Source organism: Microbacterium mangrovi, assembly GCF_000802305.1.
GTDB classification, from domain to species: domain Bacteria; phylum Actinomycetota; class Actinomycetes; order Actinomycetales; family Microbacteriaceae; genus Microbacterium; species Microbacterium mangrovi.
Map to the genome: position 1 here is coordinate 37948 of NZ_JTDK01000011.1, position 21233 is coordinate 59180.

Below are 21233 nucleotides of genomic sequence, written 5' to 3' on the forward strand. Positions count from 1 at the left end.
TCTAGGTGCGGGGCCGGTGGAGCCGGGGGCGATGGGTGCGCGCGACGAGGTCGCGCAGCGCCTCGAGCGAACCCGAGACGAGCCCTTCGGTACGGCCTTGAACGAGGATATTGCCGAGGGCGGTGGCCTCGACAGGACCGGCGAGCACGGGCAGTCCCGACCGATCCGCGGTGCGCTGACAGAGCAGTTCGTTGAGGGAGCCGCCGCCGACGATGTGGATGCTGCGCACGTCGACACCGCCGAGGTGCCCGGCCGTGGCGGCGGCATCCGCGAACGCCTGCGCGAGGGACTCGACGATGCTGCGGGCGAACTCCGCCCGGGTGCGCGGGGCCGGCATCCCGTGCTCGTCGCACCAGGCGGCGATCCGCGCGGGCATGTCGCCCGGCGGCAGGAACCGCGGGTCGTTGACATCGAACACGACCACGTCGCCGGTGACGTCTTCGGCGGCATCCAGCAGCGCCGGAAGATCGATCCGGGTGCCGTCGCGCTCCCACCACCGCACCGTTTCGCTGAGGATCCAGAGCCCCATGACGTTGCGCAACAGCCGGGTGCGGCCGTCGACGCCGCCCTCGTTGGTGAAGTTCGCAGCCAGCGCGTCGGGGGTGAGCACGGGATGCTCCACCTCGACGCCGACGAGGCCCCACGTGCCGCACGAGACGTACGCCGCGGACTCGGGGTGCATCGGCACGGCGACGACCGCGGAGGCCGTGTCGTGCGACCCCACCGCGATCACCGGGACGCGGGATGCGCCGAGGAGGTCGGCCACACCGGCGGTGAGCTCGCCGAGCTGCTCGCCGGGGTGGATCAGTTCGGGGAGGATGCCACGGGGGATGCCGAGGGCGGCGACGAGCTCGTCGTCCCAGTCTCCGCCCCGGAGGAGTCCGGTCGTCGACGCGTTGGTGGCCTCGGCCCGGGCCCGGCCGGTGAGCCAGAACCCGATCAGGTCCGGCACCAGCAGCGAGGTGTCGGCGAACGCGAGCAGATCGGCCGGCTCGGCCGCGTACTGGTACAGCGTGTTGAACGGCAGGAACTGCAGGCCGTTGCGTGCGAACAGCTCCGCGTGCGGCATCCGCTCGTGCACGCGGGCGACGCCGCGGGCGGTTCGCTCGTCGCGGTAGTGGAACGGGTCTCCGAGCAGGCGGCCGTCGCGCAGCAGCGCGTAGTCCACGGCCCACGAGTCGACACCGATGCTCGCGATCGCCGGTTGCGTGCGGAACGCCTCGCGAAGTCCGGCGGTCGCGGCGCCGTAGAGCGACAGGATGTCCCAGTGCAGCCCCGACCCGACCTGAACGGGCGTGTTCGGGAACCGTGCGACCTGTTCGGCGGCGAGGGTGTCCGGGCCGACGCGTCCGACGATGACGCGGCCGCTCGTCGCACCGAGGTCGATCGCCGCGACGGCGCCGGCACTCATTGCCGGGCTCCGTGCGTTTCGTCTCGCTTCGCTCGCGGGGCGTCCGAGGGGTCCGCGGCCCCCCGGTCGCCCCGCGAGGACGCGCGGAGCGCGCCCGGGACGAAACGCATCGTGTGCCCGCTCATCGCAGGAACGCGGCGGCGACGCCGGAATCGACCGGAATGTGCAGACCCGTCGTGCGGCTCAGCTCGGGGCCGGTGAGCACGAACACGGCATCCGCCACGTTCTCCGGCACGACCTCGCGCTTGAGGATCGTGCGGTTGGCGTAGAACTGGCCGAGGTCCTCCTCGTTCACCCCGTAGGTGGCGGCCCGGTTGGCGCCCCAGCCGGACGCGAAGATGCCCGACCCGCGCACCACCCCGTCGGGGTTGATGCCGTTGACCCGCACGCCGTGCTCGCCGAGCTCGACGGCGAGCAGTCGCACCTGGTGGGCCTGGTCGGCCTTCGTGGCCGAGTAGGCGATGTTGTTCGGGCCGGCGAACACGCTGTTCTTCGACGAGATGTAGATGATGTCGCCGCCCAGCTTCTGCGCGATGAGGGCGGATGCCGCGGCCTTCGACACCAGGAACGAGCCCTTCGCCATGACGTCGTGCTGCAGGTCCCAGTCCTTCTCGGTGGTCTCCAGCAGCGGCTTCGAGAGGGACAGCCCGGCGTTGTTGACCACGAGGTCGATGCCGCCGAAGGCGAGCACGGTGGCGTCGATCGCGGCCTGGACCCCCGCGGCATCCGCCACGTTCGCGGCGACGCCGATCGCGATGTCGGTGCTGCCGAGCTCGGCGGCGACGGCCTGGGCCTTTTCGAGGTCGAGGTCGGCGACGACCACGCACGCGCCCTCCTTCGCGAGGCGCGTCGCGATGGCCTTGCCGATTCCGGATGCCGCGCCGGTGACGAACGCGATGCGTCCCTGGTGCGTCTTCGGCTTCGGCATCCGCTGGAGCTTGGCCTCCTCGAGCGCCCAGTACTCGATCCGGAACTTCTCCGCATCCGAGATGGGGCTGTAGGTCGACAGTGCCTCGGCGCCGCGCATCACGTTGATCGCGTTCACGTAGAACTCGCCGGCGACGCGGGCGGTCTGCTTGTTCGCCCCGAAGCTGAACATGCCGACGCCGGGGACGAGCACGATGAGCGGGTCCGCGCCGCGCATGGCGGGGCTCTCGGGTGTCGCGTGCGCGTCGTAGTAGGCGGTGTAGTCGGCGCGGTACTCGGCGTGCAACTCCTGCAGGCGGGTGATCTGCTGCTCGGCGGTGGCGGATGCCGGCAGGTCGAGCAGCATGGGCTTGACCTTGGTGCGCAGGAAGTGGTCCGGGCAGCTCGTGCCGAGCGCGGCGAGGGCGGGTGCCTTGGCGGATGCCAGGAACTCCAGCACGGCGGGGGAGTCTGTGAAGTGCCCGATCATCGGCTTGTCGGTGGACGCGATCCCGCGGATCGTGGGGGCGAGGGCGGCGGCGCGGGCGCGGCGTTCGTCGTCGGCCAGCGCCTCGAAGCCGGAGCGTACGGCGCCGAACGGCTCGGCGGCGCCGTGCGCGGCGATGTGGTCGGCCGCCGTCGTGATGATCCAGCGCGAGTTCGCCTCGGCCTCGTCGGACGTGTCGCCCCACGCGGTGATGCCGTGTCCGCCGAGGATCGCGCCGATCACCCCGGGGTTGTCCGCCTTGATGGCGGCGATGTCGAGGCCCAGCTGGAAGCCGGGACGCCGCCACGGCACCCACGCGACCCGGCCGCCGAAGATCCGGGCGGTGAGTGCTTCGCCGTCGGCCGCGGTCGCGATCGCGATGCCCGAGTCGGGATGCAGGTGATCGACGTCTGCGGCATCCACCAGGGCGTGCATCGCGGTGTCGATCGACGGAGCCGCGCCCCCCTTGCCGTGCAGGCAGTAGTCGAACGCCGCGACCATCTCGTCTTCGCGGTCGACGCCGGGGTAGACATCCTGCAGGGCGCGCACGCGGTCCAGGCGCAGCACCGCGAGCCCGTCGGGCGTCAGGGTGCCGAGGTCGCCGCCGGAGCCCTTCACCCAGAGCAGCTCGACCGGATCGCCCGTGACCGGGTCGGTCTCGGTGCCCTTGCCGGACGTGTTGCCGCCGGCGTAGTTGGTGTTGCGCGGGTCGGCACCCAGGCGGTTGCTTCGCGCGATGAGTTCGCGCACGGTGTCGTTCGTCATGGTGTGGGTTCCTTCGGTCGCGGTGTTCGACTGTCCTGGATTGCATTCGGCCGCGCCATCCAGGACAGCGGAACGGAAGGGGCGGGGATGCCGGGGCGGGGAGGCCCGGGACCGGGGATGCCGGTCAGGCGCCCCAGCCGGCCTGGACGCCGCCGACGCGGTCGGCTTCGATCCGCTCGAGGTATCCGGATGCCGCGAAGGCCGCCATCGGATCGGCGGGAAGGCCCCGCGATTCGCGCCACTCCGCAAGCGCCGGGCGCACGTCGGTCTGGAAGGCGTCCATGTAGATCGCGTTGGCGCCGAGCACGTCGTTCGCGGACTGCGCGGCCGCCAGCGCCTCGCGGTCGATGAGCAGGGCGCGCGCGGTCATCTCCTGCACGTTCAGCACCGACCGGATCTGCCCCGGGATCTTCGCCTCGAGGTTGTGGCACTGGTCGAGCATGAACGCGACGTCGGGGTTGTTCAGTCCGCCGCCGCGGATCACCTGGTCGAGGATCCGGAAGAGCTGGAACGGATCCGCCGCCCCGACGATCAGGTCGTCGTCGGCGTAGAAGCGCGAGTTGAAGTCGAACGAGCCGAGCTTTCCGAGCCGCAGCAGCTGCATCACGATGAACTCGATGTTCGTGCCGGGGGCGTGGTGGCCGGTGTCGAGGCACACCATGGCGCGCTCGCCGAGGGCCGCCACCTGCACGTAGGAGGTTCCCCAGTCGGGAACGTCGGTGTGGTAGAACGCCGGCTCGAAGAACTTGTACTCCAGCACCAGGCGCTGGTTCTCGCCGATGCGGGCGTAGATCTGCTGGAGCGAGTCCTGCAGGCGGTCCTGCCGGGCGCGCAGGTCGTTCTGCCCGGGGTAGTTGGAGCCCTCGGCGAGCCAGATCTTCAGGTCGCGGGAGCCCGTGGCATCCATGATGTCGATGCACTCGAGGTGGTGGTCGATGGCCTTGCGACGGATGCGATCGTCTTCGTGGGTGAGGGCGCCGAACTTGTAGTCGTCGTCCTGGAACGTGTTGGAGTTCACCGTGCCGAGCGCGACGCCGAGGCCTTCCGCGTGTGCGCGGAGGTCGTCGTACGACGCGACCTTGTCCCACGGGATGTGCAGCGCGACGGTCGGGGCGAGGGCCGTGTGCTCGTGCACCTGCGCGGCATCCGCGATCTTCTCGTACGGGTCGCGCGGGGTGCCCGGCGTGCCGAACACCTTGAAGCGGGTTCCCGAATTGCCGAATGCCCAGGAGGGCAGCTCGATCGCCTGCGCTTCGAGAGCCGACAGGATGTCGGGGGTCAGGGTGGCGGTCATGTCGGGACTCCTCTGTCGCGGGCCGTGGTCTGCGGAGCTAAAATGAATCGATTCATTCAAGCGCTCTATCACCGTACGCCGCTGAACTGCACCTGTCAAGCGACGCTATGAATCGATTCAACACGCGCTGGTGGGGGGCTTGGCGTCGCCGAGACAGGGTCCCGCCGTCGAGAGCGGGTCGGCATCCTCCTGCGTCGTCGCGTGCGCCCTGTCTCGCGGGTCAGGATGCCGGCGGGTCAGGATGCCGGGTGAAGCCCGAGTTCCTCGACGACCCGCACCGCCTCGGCGCGGGCGTCGTCGTCGAGCCCGCGCATCGGCAGCGGCAGCGACGAGCGCGTCGCGACACCCCAGTGCTCGGCGATCGCCGCGACGACACGGATGCTGCCGTAGCGCGCGAACAGCGCCCAGAGCGGGGAGAGGCGCGCGGATTCGGCGAGGGCCGCATCCGCATCGCCGCGCTCCGCGCTGCGCGCGATCGTCAGCGCGGGCGCCGGGAGAAGCCCGGCGATCACCGAGTACCAGACGTCGCACCCGCCGATGAGTCCCGCCGCGGCGGTGGCGTCGCCGGAGACTCCGATCGCCACCCGTTCCGGCACATGCGTGCGGATCGCGGCCAGGCGTGCGGCGGTCTCGGCGGCACCGCCCGGGATGCCGGGGATCTTGATGGATGCCACCGCGGGCAGTTCCGCGAGGCGTCCGTACAGCTCGTCGGTGAACGTGAAGTGCGTGGTGCGCGGGTTGTCGTAGACGATGAGAGGCACCGACAGCCCCGCCGCGACGTCGGCGTAGAGTCCGAAGACGTCGTCCGGCGTGTGCTCCTGGTAGGTCAGAGGCGCGAGCAGCACTGCCGCGGCCCCGGCATCCTGCGCGTCGTCCGCGAGGGTGCGCACTTGACTCGTCCGCAGCGCGCCGATGCCGACGAACACCGGCACGCCGCCGGCGTTCTCCACGGCGATCCGCGCCGCCGCCCGGCGCTCCTCGCGGGACAGGTACGCGTACGAGCCGGTCGAGCCGAGCGCCGTGATGGAGTCCACCCCGGATGCCGCGAGCCGCCGGATCAGGGCGCCGTAGGCATCCTCATCGAGGGCGTCGTCGCGCAGCGGGGTCAGGGGGAAGGCGCTCACGCCGCGGAACGATCCGGTCATATGCGAGATTCTCGCAGCTGGTCTTCGAGGTTGAAGACCTCGGTCAGCGGGGTGGTGGCCTGGTCGGCGCGTCCGGCGAGGCCCACGAAGAACCGGCTCATCTCGGCCTCCCAGCGCGCGGCGACGGGGGATGCCGCCAGGTACGCCCGGGCGGCGGCATCGTCGTCGGTCTCGTAGTAGCCGACGAGCCGGCCCTCACCGGCGAGGAAGAGCGAGTAGTTGCGGCGGCCGGCCGCTTCGATCTCGGCCAGCATCTCCGGCCACACGGCCCGGTGCCGGGCGACGTACTCCTCCAGGTGCTCGGGCGCCACCTGGAGTTCGAAGCAGATGCGGGTCATGATCGGAACCTCCGGAACGGGGAGCGCCCGGCCGACAGGGGCTGTCGGCCAGGCGCTCCGCGGTGGGGACGAGCTCAGAAGTTGAACTTGTCGATGTTGGAGCTGTTGAACACGTACGGGTCGCCGAGCAGGACGGTGGCGTCCGCGCCGACCTTGTAGTCGCCCAGCTTGCCGGCCTTGAACGAGTCGCCCTCCTTGCCGGTGATCTCACCGGTGATCAGGGCCTTCGCGGCGTAGGCGGCGAGGTAGCCGAGGTCCTCGGGGTTCCACAGGGCGAACTCCTTGACGGTGCCGTCCTTGACGTACGAGCGCATCTGGTTCGGCGTGCCGAGGCCGGTCAGGGCCACCTTGCCCTTGGAGGTCGAGGTGGACAGATACCGGGCCGCGGCGGCGATGCCGACCGTCGTGGGCGAGATGATGCCCTTCAGGTTCGGGTGCGACTGCAGCAGGGCCGCGGTCTTGTCGAAAGAGGTCTGGTCGTCGTCGTTGCCGTAGACGGTGGCGACGAACTTGATGTTCGGGTACTTCGACGCAGCGTAGGTCTTCATCTTCGCGATCCAGGCGTTCTGGTTGGTCGCGTTGGCGGCGGCGGAGAGGATCGCGACCTCGCCGGCGGAGCCGATCTGCTTGGCGATCATGTCGACCTGCACCTGGGCGATGCCGTCCGCGGTGGCCTGGTTGATGAACAGGTCGCGGCAGCTCGGGTCGGTGTCGGAGTCGAACGTGACGATCTTCACCTTCGCCTTGCGGGCCTGGTTGAGCGAGTCGCACAGCGCCTTCGGGTCGTTGGCGGACAGCACGATCGCGCCGACGCCCTGCTGGGTGGCGGTGTTGATGTAGCTGACCTGACCGTCGGGGGATGCCGTGGTGGGGCCGACCTGGTTGTAGGTGCCGCCGAACTCCTTGATCGCCGTCTCGCCGCCCTTGTCGGACGTGTCGAAGTACGGGTTGCCGAGGTTCTTGGGCAGGAACGTGATCGCGAGGTTCTTCGAGTCGCCGGTCGACCCGCCGGTGGATCCGCCGGTGGATCCGCCGGTGTCGGCGCATCCGGCGAGGGTCAGCGCCGCGGCCACCGCCGCAGCGGCGATCACGGTCACGCGAGTGCGTGCAAACTTCATTGTTCTTCCTTTCAGGGTGGCGCCGCGGACTGCGTCGACGGCAGGGGTGCGACTTCGTCAGGCTGCTGTGGAAGTCGCCACGGGTGGGGCCTTGACGGGCTGGGAGGGGCGGCGCCTTGCCTTCTGCGCCCAGTTGAGGACGCTGGCGCCGACCACCGAGATGATGAGCAGCACGCCGGTGATGATGTTGATGACGTCGGACGTGATGTACGCGAGGCGCAGTGCGCTGGAGAGCGATCCGATCAGCAGCACGGCCGCGACGACGCCGTAGATCTTGCCCCGGCCGCCGAACACCGACACCCCGCCGAGCACGACGGCGGCGATGACCTGCAGTTCCAGGCCGGTCGCGTTGTCGCCGCGGGCGGTGCCGAAGCGCAGCGTGTAGAAGATGCCGGCGAACGAGGCGATGAACCCGGACAGCACGAACAGGATCAGCTTGGTGCGGGCCACGTGCACGCCGGAGAAGGCCGCGGCATCCTTCGAGAGGCCGACCGCGTAGATCCCGCGGCCGAACGGGGTGAAGTGCAGCAGCACGACGAAGATCACCAGCAGGATGACGAACGGCACCATGATGTACGGCAGCGTCGTGCCGTGGATCGTCGCCTGGGCCAGAGCGGTCCACTCGCTCGGGAAGCTCGTCACGGCGGTGGTGCCGAGGATGCCGACCGCGATGCCCCGGAAGAGGGCGAGCGTGCCGATGGTGACCGCGAGCGACGGCAGTCCGACCACGGTGACGAGGAACCCGTTGACCGCGCCGCCGATGACGCCGACCAGCAGGGCGGCGATCGCCGCGGCACCGAAGGGCCAGTGCGCCTGCACCAGGGCGCCGACGGTGACGCTCGACAGGCCGACCATGCTGCCGACCGACAGGTCGATCTCGCCGGTGATCATGATGAGCGTCATCGGCAGCGCGATGAGCAGCGTCGGGGCGACATCCATCAGCAGGAACGTGAGGGTGATCGGCTGGCTGAAGCCGTGCACCGACACGCTCGCCACGACGGCGACGATGATCAGCAGGCCCACGATCGCGGACTCGCGCGAGACGACGATGCGCTGCCAGAGCGGGCGTCCGTACTCGCGGATGCTCCGCTTCGCCGTGGTGGCCGTGGTCGCGGTGGTGTCGGTCATGATGCGTCCCTCGCCTCGATGAGCCGCCGTTTCTGCCGGACGGCCAGGACGCGGTCGAGCACGATCGCGCCGATGATGAGCACGCCGACGACGGCGTTCTGCCAGAAGTCCGGGATGCCGACCACGGGCAGGGCCCGGTTGATCGTCATCAGCAGCACGGCGCCGATCGCCGCGCCCCAGACGGATCCCACGCCGCCGGTGATCGCGACGCCGCCGATGACGGCCGCCCCGACCGCCTGCAGCTCCCAGCCGCTGCCCGCCTGCGAGTCCACGGTGCCGTAGCGGGCGGCGTAGAAGACGCCGGCGAGTCCCGCGAGCGCTCCGGACAGGATGAACGCGGTGAGGATGCGACGGGTGACGCGCAGGCCGTAGAGCTCGGCGGCGGCCGGGTCGGACCCGATCGCGTAGTACTCCCGGCCGCCGCGGGTGTTGCGCATGTACCACGCCGCGATGGCCAGGACGACGAACGCGACGATCGCGAGGATCGGGATCGTGAGGAACTGGCCGGTGCCGAGGGCGAGGAACTGCGGCGGCAGGTTGGAGGCGTTGACCCGGTTGCTGCCGGCCCAGACGACGTTGATGCCGCGGAACGCGTACAGCGTGCCGAGGGTGATCACCATGGCCGGCACCTTGGCGAACGCGACCAGGGCTCCGTTGATGAGGCCGAGGACCGCGCCCAGCGCGACGGCGGCGACCACGACGACGACGATGGGGATGCCCTGCACGTCACTGAAGAGGCGCCCGGTGAGGTACGCCGTGAGCCCGACCACCGAGCCGACCGACAGGTCGACGTTGCGGGTGATGATGACGATGGCCTGTCCGACCGCGATGAGCACGAGCATCGACGGGGTCAGCAGCAGGTCGCGCCACCCGTCGGTCGAGAACAGGAAGCTCGGGTTGATGATCGTCGTGACGATGATCACGACGGCGAGGGCGATGAGGATGCCGAACTCGCGGGCCTTCCCGATCGCTCCGAGCGTCTTGGTGACGCTCGAGGTGCTGATGTTCACGGTCTGGGTCACGAGAGCTGCTCCGATGCGTGCGTCGCGGCGAACATGACGTTCTCCGAGGTGGCCTCGGCGCGGGGGATCTCTGCGGTGATGCGGCCTTCGCGCATCACGAGGACGCGGTCGGCCATGCCCAGCACCTCGGGCAGCTCGGACGAGATCATGAGCACGCCCATGCCCTGGCCGGCGAGTTCGGAGAGCAGGCGGTGCACCTCGGACTTCGTGCCGACGTCGATGCCGCGGGTGGGCTCGTCGATGATGAGCACCTTGGGCTGGGTGGCCAGCCACTTGGCCAGGACGACCTTCTGCTGGTTTCCGCCGGAGAGGGTGGCGGCGACGGTGTCCAGGGCGTGGGTCTTCACCTCGAGGCGGCCGGCCCATTCCTTGGCGGCGCGGTTCTCCATCGCATTCGTGAGCAGCCCGAATCGGGCGAGCTCGCGGCGGATGGCGAGCGTGATGTTGTGCCCGACGCCCGACTCGATCACGAGACCCTGCTTGCGGCGGTCCTCGGGGACGAGGGCGAGCCCCGCGCGCATCGCCTCGGTGGGACGCCCGGCGCGGATCCGCTTGCCCTGCAGCCGCACGGTGCCCTCGGTGTAGGGGTCGACGCCGAAGATCGCGCGCACCACCTCGCTTCGGCCCGCTCCCACGAGACCGGCAAGGCCCACGATCTCGCCCGCGTGGACCGTGAACGAGATGTCGTGGAAGACCCCGGGGCTGGTGAGGCTCTCGACCTCCAGCAGCGGTCCGCCGATCTTCGTCTCCTGCTTGGGGAAGAGCTCCGTGACCTCGCGACCGACCATCTGTCGCACGATCTCGTCGACGCTCGTGTCGGCGATGCTGTTCGTGGCGATGTACGCGCCGTCTCGCATCACGGTGACGGTGTCGCACAGCGAGAACACCTCGTCGAATCGGTGCGAGATGAAGATCAGGGCCCGCCCCTCGTCGCGCAGGCTCCGCGCGATGGTGAAGAGCCGTTCGACCTCGACGCCGGACAGCGCGGCCGTCGGCTCGTCCATGATGAGGAGGCGGGCATCCAGCGACACCGCCTTGGCGATCTCGATGACCTGCTGGTCGGCGATGGACAGACCTTCCGCGGGACGGTCGGGGTCGATCGTGACGCCGAGGCGCGTGAACAGGCGCTCGACCTCGTGGCGCATGGCTTTGCGATCGATGCGGCCGAAGCGCGAGGTCGGCTGGCGGCCCATGAAGATGTTCTCCGTGACCGACAGATCCGGGAACAGTGTCGGCTCCTGGTAGATGACCGCGATGCCCGCGTTCTTCGACTGCGCCGTCGAGCTGAAGTCGACATCCTCGCCCTCGAACCGGAAGGTGCCGCCGTCGCGCTGATACAGCCCGGCGACGATCTTCACGAGGGTGGATTTGCCGGCGCCGTTCTCACCGACCAGGGCGTGGATCGAGCCGGAGTCGACAGCGATGGTGCCCGAGCGGAGTGCGATCACGGCGCCGAACGCCTTTTGCACGTCGCGAAGCTCCAGGACGGTTCTGCCCGTCATCGTCTCTCCTCGTTGAGTAATGAATCGTTTCAGACGCTGTTCACACTAGGGACGGATTCCCGGGGTGTCAAGCGCGAAGTGATGACGGATGCGAAACGATGCCCGAACCGTTGACCCTGAACGTCCGCTCGGGATAGCATTTCGCCCGTCAAGTCTGAATCGATTCATAGGATCGGCGAGCGGCAGCACGTCACACGACGGATGCGGCGGCACCGTGTCATAGGCTCGCGTGAGGGAGGATGTGGGGATGGCAGCCAGTGTGCGGGACGTCGCGGAGGCCGCCGGCGTCTCGGTGGGGACCGTCTCGAACGTGCTCAACCGCCCCGACAAGGTGTCTTCGGCCACCGCGACGCGAGTGCAGGATGCCATCGACCGGCTCGGATTCGTGCGGAATGATGCGGCCCGCCAGCTGCGCGCCGGGCGCAGCCGCACCATCGGGCTCGTGGTGCTCGACCTGCGCAACCCGTTCTTCAGCGACGTCGCGCGCGGCGCCGAGGAACGAGCTGAGCGTGAAGGGCTCAGCATCCTCGTCGCCAACAGCGACGAGAAGGCCCCGCGCGAAGGCGCCCACCTCGACCTCTTCGAGGAGCAGCGCGTCCTCGGTGTTCTGGTGACGCCCGTCGGGGAAGACATGCGGCGCCTGCGCCGGATGCACGAGCACGGCATCCCCGCGGTGCTCGTGGACCGCGAGTCGCAGGATGCCGCCTTCGCCTCGGTCGCGGTCGACGACCTCGAAGGCGGTCGGCTGGCCGCCGAGCATCTCCTCCAGCTCGGGCGCCGGCGCCTCATGTTCGCGGGCGGCCCCATCTCGCTGCGCCAGGTGTCCGATCGCCTCGAGGGCGCCCAGCGCGCGGTTGCGGCCGTTCCCGGTGCGACTCTGGAGTTCGTCGGCACCGAGGCGCTCACCGTCGACGACGGGCGCCGGGCCGCCGAGCGGATCGTCTCGCGAGACGCATCCGGCCGGCCGGATGCCGTCTTCGCCGCCAACGACCTGATCGCGCTCGGTGTGCTGCAGGGGCTGCTGCAGTCCCGTGAGATCCGCGTGCCCGACGACATCGCCCTGATCGGCTACGACGACATCGACTTCGCGGGCGCCGCCGTGGTGCCGCTCAGCTCGGTCCGCCAGCCCGCGCAGCTGATCGGCTCGACCGCGGTCGAGCTGCTTCTCGCCCTCGAATCCGACCCCGGAGCGGAGCGGGAGCACATCGTCTACCGCCCCGAGCTCGTGGTGCGCGCCTCCACCACCGGCTGACGTGCAGCGCCGCCGACGCCCGCTCGTCACGTTGTGAGGCCGCGGGTGCGTTTCGTGGCGAGTGAGCGGGAGCGCTGCAGGCTTGGGGCCCGGACAGGCTCGCTCGTCACGTCATGCGGCTGCGGGCGCCGATCGTGACGAGTGAGCCATGCGGCCGGGTCTCGCTCGTCACGTTGTGTGGATGCCGGTGCGTTTCGTGACGAGTGAGCGGGAGTCGCGCCGGGTTCGGGCCCGGGGGCTCACTCGTCACGTTGTGCGGCCGGCCCTGCCAGTCGTGACGAGTGAGCCGGAGGACCGCGGACGGATGCTGGCTCGTCACGTTGTGCCGCCGCGGGTGCGTTTCGTGACGAGTGAGCCGGAGGACCGCGGACGGATGCTTGCTCGTCACGTTGCGCCGCCGCGGGTGCGTTTCGTGACGAGTGAGCCGCGTGGTCGGTGCATTGTGCTCGACCGGCGCGGCCCCTAGGGTCGGGGCATGCTCGTCGTCGGATCGGTCGTCATCCGGGTGCGTGACCTGGAGCGTCAGCTTGCCTTCTGGACCGCGGCCCTCGACTACGTCCCGCGCGAACCGGTCGGTGACGACTGGGCCGTCCTGCGCTCGAAGGACGGGCGCGGGCCGAACGTCTCGCTCGACCTGTCCCCGTCGGAGCGGGTGCTGCCGCCCCGCATCCATCTCGACCTGTACACCGAGGATCAGGATGCCGAGGTGCAGCGACTGGCGGCGCTCGGGGCCACCGAGGTGCACTGGGACCGGCGCCCCGCCGACGCCGACTACGTGATCATGCAGGACCCCGAGGGCAACCGCTTCTGCGTCGTCGACGCCCCCGGCCTCGTGGAGTGAGGCCGGCGTTCAGCGGCTGAGCGGACCGCGGAGAGTCAGGCGGCCCGGGCCACGAAGACCATGAGTGCCTCGTGCCCGCGGAACGGCGTGCGGTTCCAATCGCCGAACACGGCCTCCACCGCGAAGCCGGCGGCATCCAGCTGGTACTCCAGCATCGCCCGGTCGCGGAAGGTCAGCAGTTGCGTCTCGGTCACCTCTTCGCCGGTGGCGACGAACAGGTTGTGCGCAACGAGTTCCACCACGCCCGGAGAGACCTCGGCGGCTTCCATCCATTCCACGAGCTCGCCGTGCGGGGTCGCGCGGCTGGTGCGATCGCCGCCCGACCAGGTCTCCCACGCGCGGGCCGCCGGATTGCGGCTCTCGAACGCCAGCACCGCGCTCGGTGCGATGCTCCCCCGCAGGTCGGCGAGCGTGCGCCCCCAGCGCGGATCGGGGATGTGCTGGGCGACGTTTCCGGCGAGGAACGCCGCGTCGAATCGCCCCGCGGGGATGCTGCGGCTGTCGCCGAGCACCCACTCGACGGCATCCGCGCCCGCACGCCGCCGCGCGTGGTCAAGCATCGCCGGCGACGGGTCGATCCCGACGGTCCTGCGCCCCGCGCGCGCTAAGGTGACCGTCAGGATGCCGGTGCCGCACCCCACATCGAGCACGGATGCCGCAGCGGCTTCGTCTGCGAGGGCACGGTAGAAGTCGTGATCGGGCCCGTCGGGGTTGTCGAGGTCGTAGAGGTCGACGATTCGGGGGTCGTAATCGGTCACGGGCCGAGACTACTGGGCCACCTCGACCGGGGATGCGTGCACGCGCTCCTCGGCGGTCGCCCGAAGGATCCCCGTGATCCGATCCAGTCCGGGATCGCCGCGCAGGGATGTCCGCCGGGCGGCGATCGTCATGCGGTTCAGCGGCGTCGCCGGGCGCGCAAGATGCACGCCGGCCGGCAGATCGGTCGCCGTCAGATCGGGAACCAGTGCGACCCCGCCGCAGGCCGCGACGAAGGCGAGGTGGGCGGCGAAGTCCACGCTCTCGGCGACGATCCGCGGCCGGAACCCGGCGAGCCCGCACGCCCGGTCGGTCATCTCGAAGCACGTCAGACCGCGCTGCGGGGTGATCCAGTCGTGATGCGCGAAGTCGGCGAGCTCCACGACCTCCGCCGCGAGCGGATCGTCGACCCGCATGGCCACCCAGATCGGCTCCGTGACGAGGTGCTCCGTCTCGACGCCGTCCGGCACGAGGCGTGGGATGTTCGAGTACGAGTGGACGACGGCGAGGTCGGCCTCGCCACTGAGGAGCGCCGCGAGAGCATCCTCGGGTTCGGGCGTCGTGACGGTGAGCCGGATGCCGGCCTCCTCCTCGTTCAGCCGTGCCCAGGCATCGGCGACGAAGGTGCGCGCCGCTGACGGGAAGGCGGCGAGCCGGTAGGTTCCGGACCCGCCGCGCCGCAGCGCGTCGACCTCGGTCTCGGCCAGCGAGAGACGATCGAGCACATCGCGGCCGTGCCCGGCCAGGAGCCTTCCGGCCGGGGTGAGTGCGAGACGGCGCCCCTGGCGCTCGGTCAGCGGGACGCCCAGTTCCCGTTCGAGCGCGGCCAACTGCATCGAAACCCCCGGGGCGGTGAGGTGCAGCTGCTCGGCGACGGCGGTGATCGTGCCGAGGCGGTCGAGCTCTGCGAGCATCCGGAGCTTACGGACATCAATCATAAATTCACCTTAACTATTAGGTAATAAAAAGTCACTGGTGTTTTGGATTCCGCAGCGCGAGAGTCGGATTATGAGAATCGATCGGGGCATCCTCTCCGGCCTCACCGTCGTGGTGCTGTGGGCGAGTGCGTTCCCGGCCATCCAGGTCGCGGTGCCGGAACTGGGAGTCGTCGGGCTGTCGTTCGTCCGCCTCGCCGTGGCGACAGCGGCGCTCGTCGGAGTCGCGCTCGTCAAGAGGGTGAGGATGCCGCGCCTCGGAGACCTGGGCTGGATCGCCGCCGCCGGATTCTTCGGCATGACCGCCTACCAGCTGCTGCTCAACGCGGGGGAGCTGCACGTGCCGGCCGGGACCGCCAGCATCATCGTCGCGGCGGCGCCCCTGGTCTCGGTCGCGGTCGCACGAGTGCTGTTCCACGAGCCGGTGACGCGGTTCACGGCCGTCGGCAGCGCCATCGCGTTCGCCGGTGTGGCGGTCGTGTGCTTGGCCCGCGCCGGATTGTCGCTGTCCGCGGCGGTGTGGATCGTCGGCGCGGCGAGCGTCGTGCAGGGCGTTTACCATCCCCTGCAGCGTCCGCTGCTGAAGAGATACTCCGGGTTCGAGGTGGCGACCTACACGATGATCGCCGGAACGGTCATGACTGTCCCGGTCGTCCCGTTCGGGTGGGCGCAACTGGCCGCGGCATCCCCCGGCGGCTGGATGGCCGGCGCCTACCTCGCGCTCCTGCCGTCGGCGCTCGGTTTCGTGCTCTGGGGGTACGCCGTCGGGCGCCTGCCGGTCGCCGTCTCGACGTCGTTGCTGTACCTCGTGCCGCCGGTGGCGGTCGTGATCGCCTGGGCGTGGCTGGGCGAGGTCCCCGTCGCGGCGGAACTCATCGGCGGGGCCGTGGTCATCACCGGCGTCTGCGTGATCTCTCAAGGCGATCGGCTCGCTGCCCGCCTCTGTCGCGGGCGAGCGGCACCGCAGGGCTAGGTGGTCAGCGACCGGGCTCGGGGTCCGGTTCCGCCCACTCGAGAACGCGTGTTCCGAACAGGGTCAGCCACCGCGACGGCCGGCCCTCGCCGGCATCCACATCGAACCAGGTACGGCCGGCCAACGGCGCGTCCTGCAGCCAGCGACCGTCGGGCTGCCGCGCGTCGCGGACCGCGGCGATCGCCTCGGCGAATCGCGGATCGCGCGGGTCGCGCTCGCCGGCATCCCGGAAGTGATCGAGCGCGGCGAGCACGCTGTAGCGCCAGCGGTTCGGGGCGACGAACCGCGTGACGAACGCCCCGACCGGCTCACCGGTGGACTCGCGAAACATCAGGTGGCGCCTCAGCAGGTAGTCCTCGCCGGCCTGGCGCGCGGCGGATGCCCGCGTGTCGCCGGTGAACCGCTCGTACGCGAGCAGCCCGCGCACGGCGTTCAGCGTCGAATGGAACGAGGATCGGGTCGAATTCCCCTCTTCGGCCTCGCAGTTCCAGCCGCCGTCGGCGAGACGGTGCGTCGTGAACCAGTCCGCCAGGGCGGAGACGTCGACTCCCAGCCACGCGCCGGAGGCGAGCGTGAACGAGTTGATGCAGACGTCGATCTCGCCGCCCCAGTAGGGGAGGTCGTCGTACTCCCAGCGGCTGTTGCGGCCGAGGCGGTCGGCGGTGTCGCCGAGGGCGGATGCCCGCACGCCCCACTCCCGGAGGTCCTTCAGGGCCCACGTGGTGGCGACCCAGGGCTGACCGGGGAGTTCCTGCTCGGGGCTGTCGAAGAACCCGGCCGGGAAGAATGCGCCCCCGGCCCACTGTCCGTCGGCATCCTGCAGCGACAGGAGCCGCGCACCGAACCCTTCGGTCGCGACCCGGTCGCGGGTGGCCTGCCAGACCGCCGGCTCGGCGTGCATCAGATCGCGCTCGACCTGCCACCGGATCGCCGGATCCGAGTCGAGCAGCCAGTCGCGCACGTCAGCATCAACCATGCCCGGCACCCTACGCCGGGCCCCCGACATCCGCCCCGTCATTTCGGAGAATCCGCACGATGTCGGAGGGATGCCGGGATCGGGTCCGAATTCGGCCCGATTCTCCGAAATCGGAGGGCGGAGGGCGACGCGGGTCAGCCGGCGACGGCCTCGCCGCAGATGCCGCAGACCCCGGTCGGAGGGATCTCGACGAAGCAGTTCGGGCACACCGCGCGCGGACGCTCCACCACCGGGGGCCGCCGCTCGGCGCGCTCGGCGGCCGGCCGCGACGCGCGCGGCGCCGCCGCACGGGTGCGGGCAGCCTTCGCGGGAGCCGCGACGACCGGTGCCGGCTGCTCGAACACGGGCACGTGCGCGGCGCAGTAGAAGCGCACGTCTCCGTCGTGGTTCTTCGGATGCCGGTGCTTCACGGCCCACAGTTCGGTGCGCGGGTACGGGTCGGTGCCGACCGGGCACGCCGAGCAGCGGGCCGGGTCACCCGGAACCACCTCGGCGGCGATGATCGGCGTCTCGAACGGGAGAGTCCCGCGCCAGTCGTCGGAGGCTCTGATCTTCACGTCGGGTCCTTTCGCGGCGCCGGGCACGTTCGGGTGGTGCAGCGCGCGCAGTATCAACGGTATGCGACCGGGATGAACGTCGGTGCACGGGTGTTTGATCGGAGGATGACGATCCGGATGACCACCCCCGACGCCCGTGCCCTCACCGACGTGATCGGGGCGCTGCGCGTGTGGCAGACCGAGGCCTCGCCCATTCAGCTCCACCCCGGCGACGTGGGGTGGAACGTGCGGTTCGGCGAGGCCGAGACGGCCGCCGCGCTGCGCGTGTGGTCGGGGGATGCCGGCATCCTCGCGGTCGGACTCCTCGACGGCGCCGACCTGGTTCGGCTGACCACCGCCCCCGAGCTGCGCACCGACGCGCGCCTCGCCGGCCGGCTGGCCGACGACCTCGACGGCATCCTTCCGGAGGGAACCGCCGCGGTCGAGGCCCCGCAGGATGCCGTGCTCCACGACGTCTTGGGAGCGCGCGGCTGGCGCCGGGGCGAGGCGTGGACCCCGCTGCGGCGCGACCTCGCCGAGCCCGTGCAGCCCGTCGCGCTGCGTGTCGAGACCATCGGACCCGAGCTCGCCGCGGCCCGGGCGGAGGTGCATCGGGCGGCGTTCCCGAACTCGACGTTCACCGCGCAGCGCTGGGGCATGATGGCCGCCGGCGCGGCCTACGCCGACGCCCGGTGCCTGCTCGGACTCGACGCGCAGGGGACGCCGGTGGCGGCGATCACGGTGTGGTCGGCCGGTCCGGGGCGCCCCGGCCTCATCGAGCCGATGGGCGTGCACCCGGACCACCGCGGCCACCGATACGGAACCGAGATCACCGTGGCGGGAGCGGCAGCCCTGCGCGAACTCGGCTCGTCGAGCGCGGTCGTGGCGACCCCGAGCGCCAACGTCGGCGGCGTCGCGACGTACCTCGCCGCCGGGTTCGAGGCCCAGGCCGAGCGCTACGACCGCACGCGCCCCCTTCCCGCTCGTTGAGCGAGTCGAAACGATCGCCCGGGGTCTCTCCTCGCTCGTTGAGCGAGCGGAGCGAGTCGAAACGCTCGCCCCGGGTCTCCAACGTGCCGGTCCGCCGGACCCCGTGCCGATGTCGGAGGGCGGTCCTAGACTCGCGGGCATGACCGCTCCCGTTCCGTACGTGCTCTTCGACGGCACCGCGCGTGCCGCCTTCACCTTCTATCAGGGCGTCTTCGGGGGCGAGCTCACGCTCCACTCCTACGCCGACTTCGGCCGTGACGACGGCCCCGCCGATGCCGTCGCGCACGGGTACCTCACGGGCCCCGTGGCGTTCTTCGGGGCGGATGCCGGCCCGTCCGACGAGCCGGTCAGCGTGCGCGGTCTGCTGTTCTCCGCGCTCGGTGTCGCCGAACCCGACGAACTCGAGGCCTGGTTCGCCGCCCTGTCCGAGGGCGGCAGGGTGGTCGATCCGCTGCAGAAGCGTCCGTGGGGCGCGCACGACGGCACGGTGACCGACCGGTACGGCCTCACGTGGCTCATCGGCTACGAGGAGTGACCCCGCGATGGTCGCATTCGCCGACAAACCGGTCTTCCACCCGCTGACCGCGGCCGAGTGGGAGCAGTTCCTCGAGAACGACCCGCCCGAGGGCGGCGTCCGGCTGCAGCTGCGCAAGAAGAACAGCACGGCACCCGGCATCCCGTACGCGGAGGCGCTCGACGTCGCCCTGTGCTTCGGCTGGATCGACGGGCAGATCGGCCGCCTCGACGACGACTACGTGCTGCAGGCGTTCACCCCGCGGCGGGCGCGCAGCCCCTGGTCGCAGATCAACCGCGAGCACGTCGCGCGGCTCGAAGCCGCCGGACGCATGCGTGCGAGCGGGCGGGCCGAGATCGAGCGCGCCAAGGCCGACGGCCGGTGGGATGCCGCCTACCGGCAGAAGGACGCGGAGGTCCCGCCCGATTTCCAGGCCGCGCTGGATGCCTCGCCGGCCGCGGCCGCGCACTACGCCACTCTCGGCAAGCAGGCCCGGTTCGCCTTCGTCTTCCGTCTCTCCAACGTGCGGCGCGCCGACACCCGGGCACGCAAGATCGCCGAGTACATCGTCCTGCTCGAGTCCGGGCGCAGCCTCCTCGACCCGAAAGAAGAATCTTCCGAAGAATCCTCCGCCGCGATGTAGAGAACCGGCATCCTGTTCCGTCCCCTGTGTGAGCGCCGCCGAACGGAAGGCGCCCCAGCGAAGGAGAATCCGATGAAGTACCTGCTGCTCAAGCACTACCGCGGCGGACGCCCCGCCCTCAACGACGTCCCCATGACGGAGCTGACCCCGGCCGAGTGGGACGCCCACATCCAGTACATGGCCGACATGGAGAAGCGGCTCGCCGCGTCCGGCGAGCTCGTCTCGTCCGAAGGGCTCTCCATGGACGGCGTCTGGGTGCGCTACGACGGCGAGGGCAAGCCGCCCGTCGTCGAGGGTCCGTTCGCCGAGACGAAAGACCTGATCGCCGGCTGGATGCTGATCGACGTCGACTCCGAGGAGCGCGCGCTGGCGCTGGCGTCCGAACTGTCCGCCGCCCCGGCCGCCGGAGGCCGCCCGCTCGGCGAATGGCTCGAGATGCGGCCGGTCATGGAATCCGCCCCGAGCACGCCCGTCTTCGAGTGACATGCGCGACGAGGATGCCGCCTCCCTCCGGTCGCTGATCCCGGAGGTGACCGGCATCCTCGTCCGCCGCGGAGCCGACTTCGCGTCGGCCGAGGACGCCGTGCAGGAGGCACTGATCCGCGCCCTCGGCGCGTGGGACGCCGACCCGCCCCGGGATCCGCGGGCGTGGCTGGTCACGGTCGCCTGGCGTGGCTTCCTCGACCAGGTGCGCAGCGGGGCATCCCGCACCGCCCGCGAAGACCGGGTCGCCGCCGAGCCGCAGCCGGGGATCGTGTCGTCCCGCGACGACACCCTGCACCTGTACTTCCTGTGCGCGCATCCGTCGCTCACGTCGACCAGCGCGACGGCGCTGACCCTGCGCGCCGTGGCCGGGCTCACCACCCGCCAGATCGCCGAGGCGTACCTGGTGCCCGAGGCGACGATGGCCCAGCGCATCAGCCGCGCCAAGCAGAGGCTCGCCGGCATCCCGCTCGATGAGCCGGGGGATGCCGCGACGGTGCTGCGCGTGCTGTATCTGCTGTTCACCGAGGGGTACTCGGGCGAGATCGACGTGTCGGTCGAGGCGATCCGGGTCACCCGGCAGCTGGCCGCGCTGCTGGACGAGCCCGAGGTGCACGGGCTCCTCGCCCTGATGCTGCTTCACCACGCCCGCCGCCCGTCGCGCACGACACCGTCCGGGCGACTCATCCCGCTCGCCGAACAGGACCGCGACCGGTGGAACCGCGCGCTCATCGCCGAGGGGGTCGGCATCCTGCAGGGCGCCCTCGCCCAAGACCGTCTCGGCGAGTACCAGGCGCAGGCGGCGATCGCCGCGCTGCACGCCGACGCCCTCACCGCGTCCGAGACCGACTGGCCGCAGATCGTGGAGTGGTACGACGAGCTGCGCCGCTTCAACGACTCGCCCGTCGTGCGACTCAACCGTGCCGTCGCGGTCGGCGAGGCGGACGGCCCGCTGGCGGGCCTTGCCGCTCTGTCCGAGGTCGACCCGAAGACACCGCGGTACGAAGCGGTCGCCGCGTACCTGCACGAGCGGGCGGGCGATGCGGATGCCGCGGCATCCCTCTACGCCGAAGCCGCTCGCCGGGCCACCAACGTCGCCGAGCGCGACCACCTCGCCCGGCAGGCCGCCCGCCTGCGCAGGGCGTGACGTCGCGCATCGAATCGGGGAGCAGGCCGCAGCGCGGGCGACGCGATGCCGCGTCAGTGCCCGGTCCACCG

21 protein-coding genes are annotated in these 21233 nt (G+C 70.7%); 8 read left to right on the forward strand and 13 right to left on the reverse strand.

The genetic code is table 11. The features are described from left to right. Position 1: 1 nt before the first annotated feature. The 9 genes from LK09_RS12580 to LK09_RS12620 form a co-directional block, all read right to left on the reverse strand. Positions 2–1411 carry a rhamnulokinase gene (locus LK09_RS12580; protein ID WP_039399904.1) on the reverse strand — a complete coding sequence of 470 codons (1410 nt, stop codon included), beginning with the start codon at positions 1409–1411 and terminating at the stop codon, positions 2–4. A 121-nt stretch (positions 1412–1532) separates the two neighbouring features. Next, positions 1533–3569 (reverse strand): bifunctional rhamnulose-1-phosphate aldolase/short-chain dehydrogenase, encoded by a 2037-nt coding sequence (locus LK09_RS12585; protein ID WP_039399907.1) that lies wholly within the window; start codon positions 3567–3569, stop codon positions 1533–1535. A gap of 124 nt (positions 3570–3693) precedes the next feature. After that, the gene (gene rhaI / locus LK09_RS12590) at positions 3694–4863 is read right to left on the reverse strand and encodes an L-rhamnose isomerase (RefSeq protein ID WP_039399909.1); all 1170 of its coding nucleotides are present in this window, start codon (positions 4861–4863) and stop codon (positions 3694–3696) included. Positions 4864–5099: 236 nt separating this feature from the next. After that, positions 5100–6008 carry a dihydrodipicolinate synthase family protein gene (locus LK09_RS12595; protein ID WP_039399911.1) on the reverse strand — a complete coding sequence of 303 codons (909 nt, stop codon included), beginning with the start codon at positions 6006–6008 and terminating at the stop codon, positions 5100–5102. Then, positions 6005–6346 (reverse strand): L-rhamnose mutarotase, encoded by a 342-nt coding sequence (locus LK09_RS12600; protein WP_039399914.1) that lies wholly within the window; start codon positions 6344–6346, stop codon positions 6005–6007. Before LK09_RS12600 ends, LK09_RS12595 begins: the two co-directional genes overlap by 4 nt. A 74-nt stretch (positions 6347–6420) precedes the next feature. Then, positions 6421–7464: a rhamnose ABC transporter substrate-binding protein gene (gene rhaS / locus LK09_RS12605; protein ID WP_039399917.1), complete on the reverse strand. Its 1044-nt coding sequence runs from the start codon at positions 7462–7464 to the stop codon at positions 6421–6423. A gap of 57 nt (positions 7465–7521) precedes the next feature. Then, a complete protein-coding gene (locus tag LK09_RS12610) occupies positions 7522–8592 on the reverse strand; it encodes an ABC transporter permease (RefSeq protein WP_039399920.1) in 1071 nt (356 codons plus the stop codon). Continuing rightward, complete coding sequence (locus LK09_RS12615) at positions 8589–9614, reverse strand: ABC transporter permease (RefSeq protein WP_039399923.1); 1026 nt, start codon at positions 9612–9614, stop codon at positions 8589–8591. The genes LK09_RS12610 and LK09_RS12615 overlap by 4 nt, the downstream gene beginning before the upstream one ends. Next, entirely contained in the window at positions 9611–11116 is a 1506-nt protein-coding gene (locus tag LK09_RS12620; RefSeq protein WP_039399926.1) for a sugar ABC transporter ATP-binding protein, read from the reverse strand. The genes LK09_RS12615 and LK09_RS12620 overlap by 4 nt, the downstream gene beginning before the upstream one ends. Before the next feature lie 247 nt (positions 11117–11363). Between LK09_RS12620 and LK09_RS12625 the strand changes: the two genes are divergently transcribed. Both LK09_RS12625 and LK09_RS12630 read left to right on the forward strand, forming a co-directional pair. Continuing rightward, positions 11364–12368 carry a LacI family DNA-binding transcriptional regulator gene (locus tag LK09_RS12625; RefSeq protein WP_039399929.1) on the forward strand — a complete coding sequence of 335 codons (1005 nt, stop codon included), beginning with the start codon at positions 11364–11366 and terminating at the stop codon, positions 12366–12368. A gap of 475 nt (positions 12369–12843) precedes the next feature. Then, a complete protein-coding gene (locus tag LK09_RS12630) occupies positions 12844–13209 on the forward strand; it encodes a VOC family protein (RefSeq protein ID WP_039399932.1) in 366 nt (121 codons plus the stop codon). A 35-nt stretch (positions 13210–13244) separates the two neighbouring features. Here the strand turns inward: LK09_RS12630 and LK09_RS12635 are convergent, their stop codons facing one another. Next, positions 13245–13967, reverse strand: a complete 723-nt coding sequence (locus tag LK09_RS12635; RefSeq protein WP_039399934.1) for a class I SAM-dependent methyltransferase — start codon at positions 13965–13967, stop codon at positions 13245–13247. Between the two features lie 9 nt (positions 13968–13976). Next, on the reverse strand, positions 13977–14903 hold the full coding sequence (locus LK09_RS12640; protein ID WP_039399935.1) for a LysR family transcriptional regulator: 927 nt from the start codon (positions 14901–14903) through the stop codon (positions 13977–13979). Between the two features lie 70 nt (positions 14904–14973). Here LK09_RS12640 and LK09_RS12645 point away from each other — a divergent pair, with 70 nt between their 5' ends. Then, positions 14974–15873 carry a DMT family transporter gene (locus LK09_RS12645; protein ID WP_039399938.1) on the forward strand — a complete coding sequence of 300 codons (900 nt, stop codon included), beginning with the start codon at positions 14974–14976 and terminating at the stop codon, positions 15871–15873. A gap of 4 nt (positions 15874–15877) precedes the next feature. Here LK09_RS12645 and LK09_RS12650 read toward each other — a convergent pair whose 3' ends face one another. Next, entirely contained in the window at positions 15878–16849 is a 972-nt protein-coding gene (locus tag LK09_RS12650; RefSeq protein ID WP_039399939.1) for a hypothetical protein, read from the reverse strand. Between the two features lie 134 nt (positions 16850–16983). Then, complete coding sequence (locus tag LK09_RS12655) at positions 16984–17406, reverse strand: hypothetical protein (protein WP_039400232.1); 423 nt, start codon at positions 17404–17406, stop codon at positions 16984–16986. A 117-nt stretch (positions 17407–17523) separates the two neighbouring features. Between LK09_RS12655 and LK09_RS12660 the strand changes: the two genes are divergently transcribed. The 5 genes from LK09_RS12660 to LK09_RS12680 all read left to right on the forward strand — a co-directional run bounded on the left by LK09_RS12660 (position 17524) and on the right by LK09_RS12680 (position 21162). Then, the gene (locus LK09_RS12660; protein WP_231563030.1) at positions 17524–18375 is read left to right on the forward strand and encodes a GNAT family N-acetyltransferase; all 852 of its coding nucleotides are present in this window, start codon (positions 17524–17526) and stop codon (positions 18373–18375) included. Positions 18376–18514: 139 nt separating this feature from the next. Then, positions 18515–18910: a VOC family protein gene (locus LK09_RS12665; protein WP_039399945.1), complete on the forward strand. Its 396-nt coding sequence runs from the start codon at positions 18515–18517 to the stop codon at positions 18908–18910. Positions 18911–18917: 7 nt separating this feature from the next. Continuing rightward, positions 18918–19532, forward strand: coding sequence for a YdeI/OmpD-associated family protein (locus LK09_RS12670; protein WP_052226731.1), 615 nt, complete (start codon positions 18918–18920; stop codon positions 19530–19532). A gap of 72 nt (positions 19533–19604) precedes the next feature. Next, complete coding sequence (locus tag LK09_RS12675; protein WP_039399948.1) at positions 19605–20015, forward strand: YciI family protein; 411 nt, start codon at positions 19605–19607, stop codon at positions 20013–20015. 1 nt (position 20016) lies between these two features. Next, a complete protein-coding gene (locus LK09_RS12680) occupies positions 20017–21162 on the forward strand; it encodes an RNA polymerase sigma factor (RefSeq protein ID WP_039399951.1) in 1146 nt (381 codons plus the stop codon). Positions 21163–21233 lie beyond the last annotated feature (71 nt).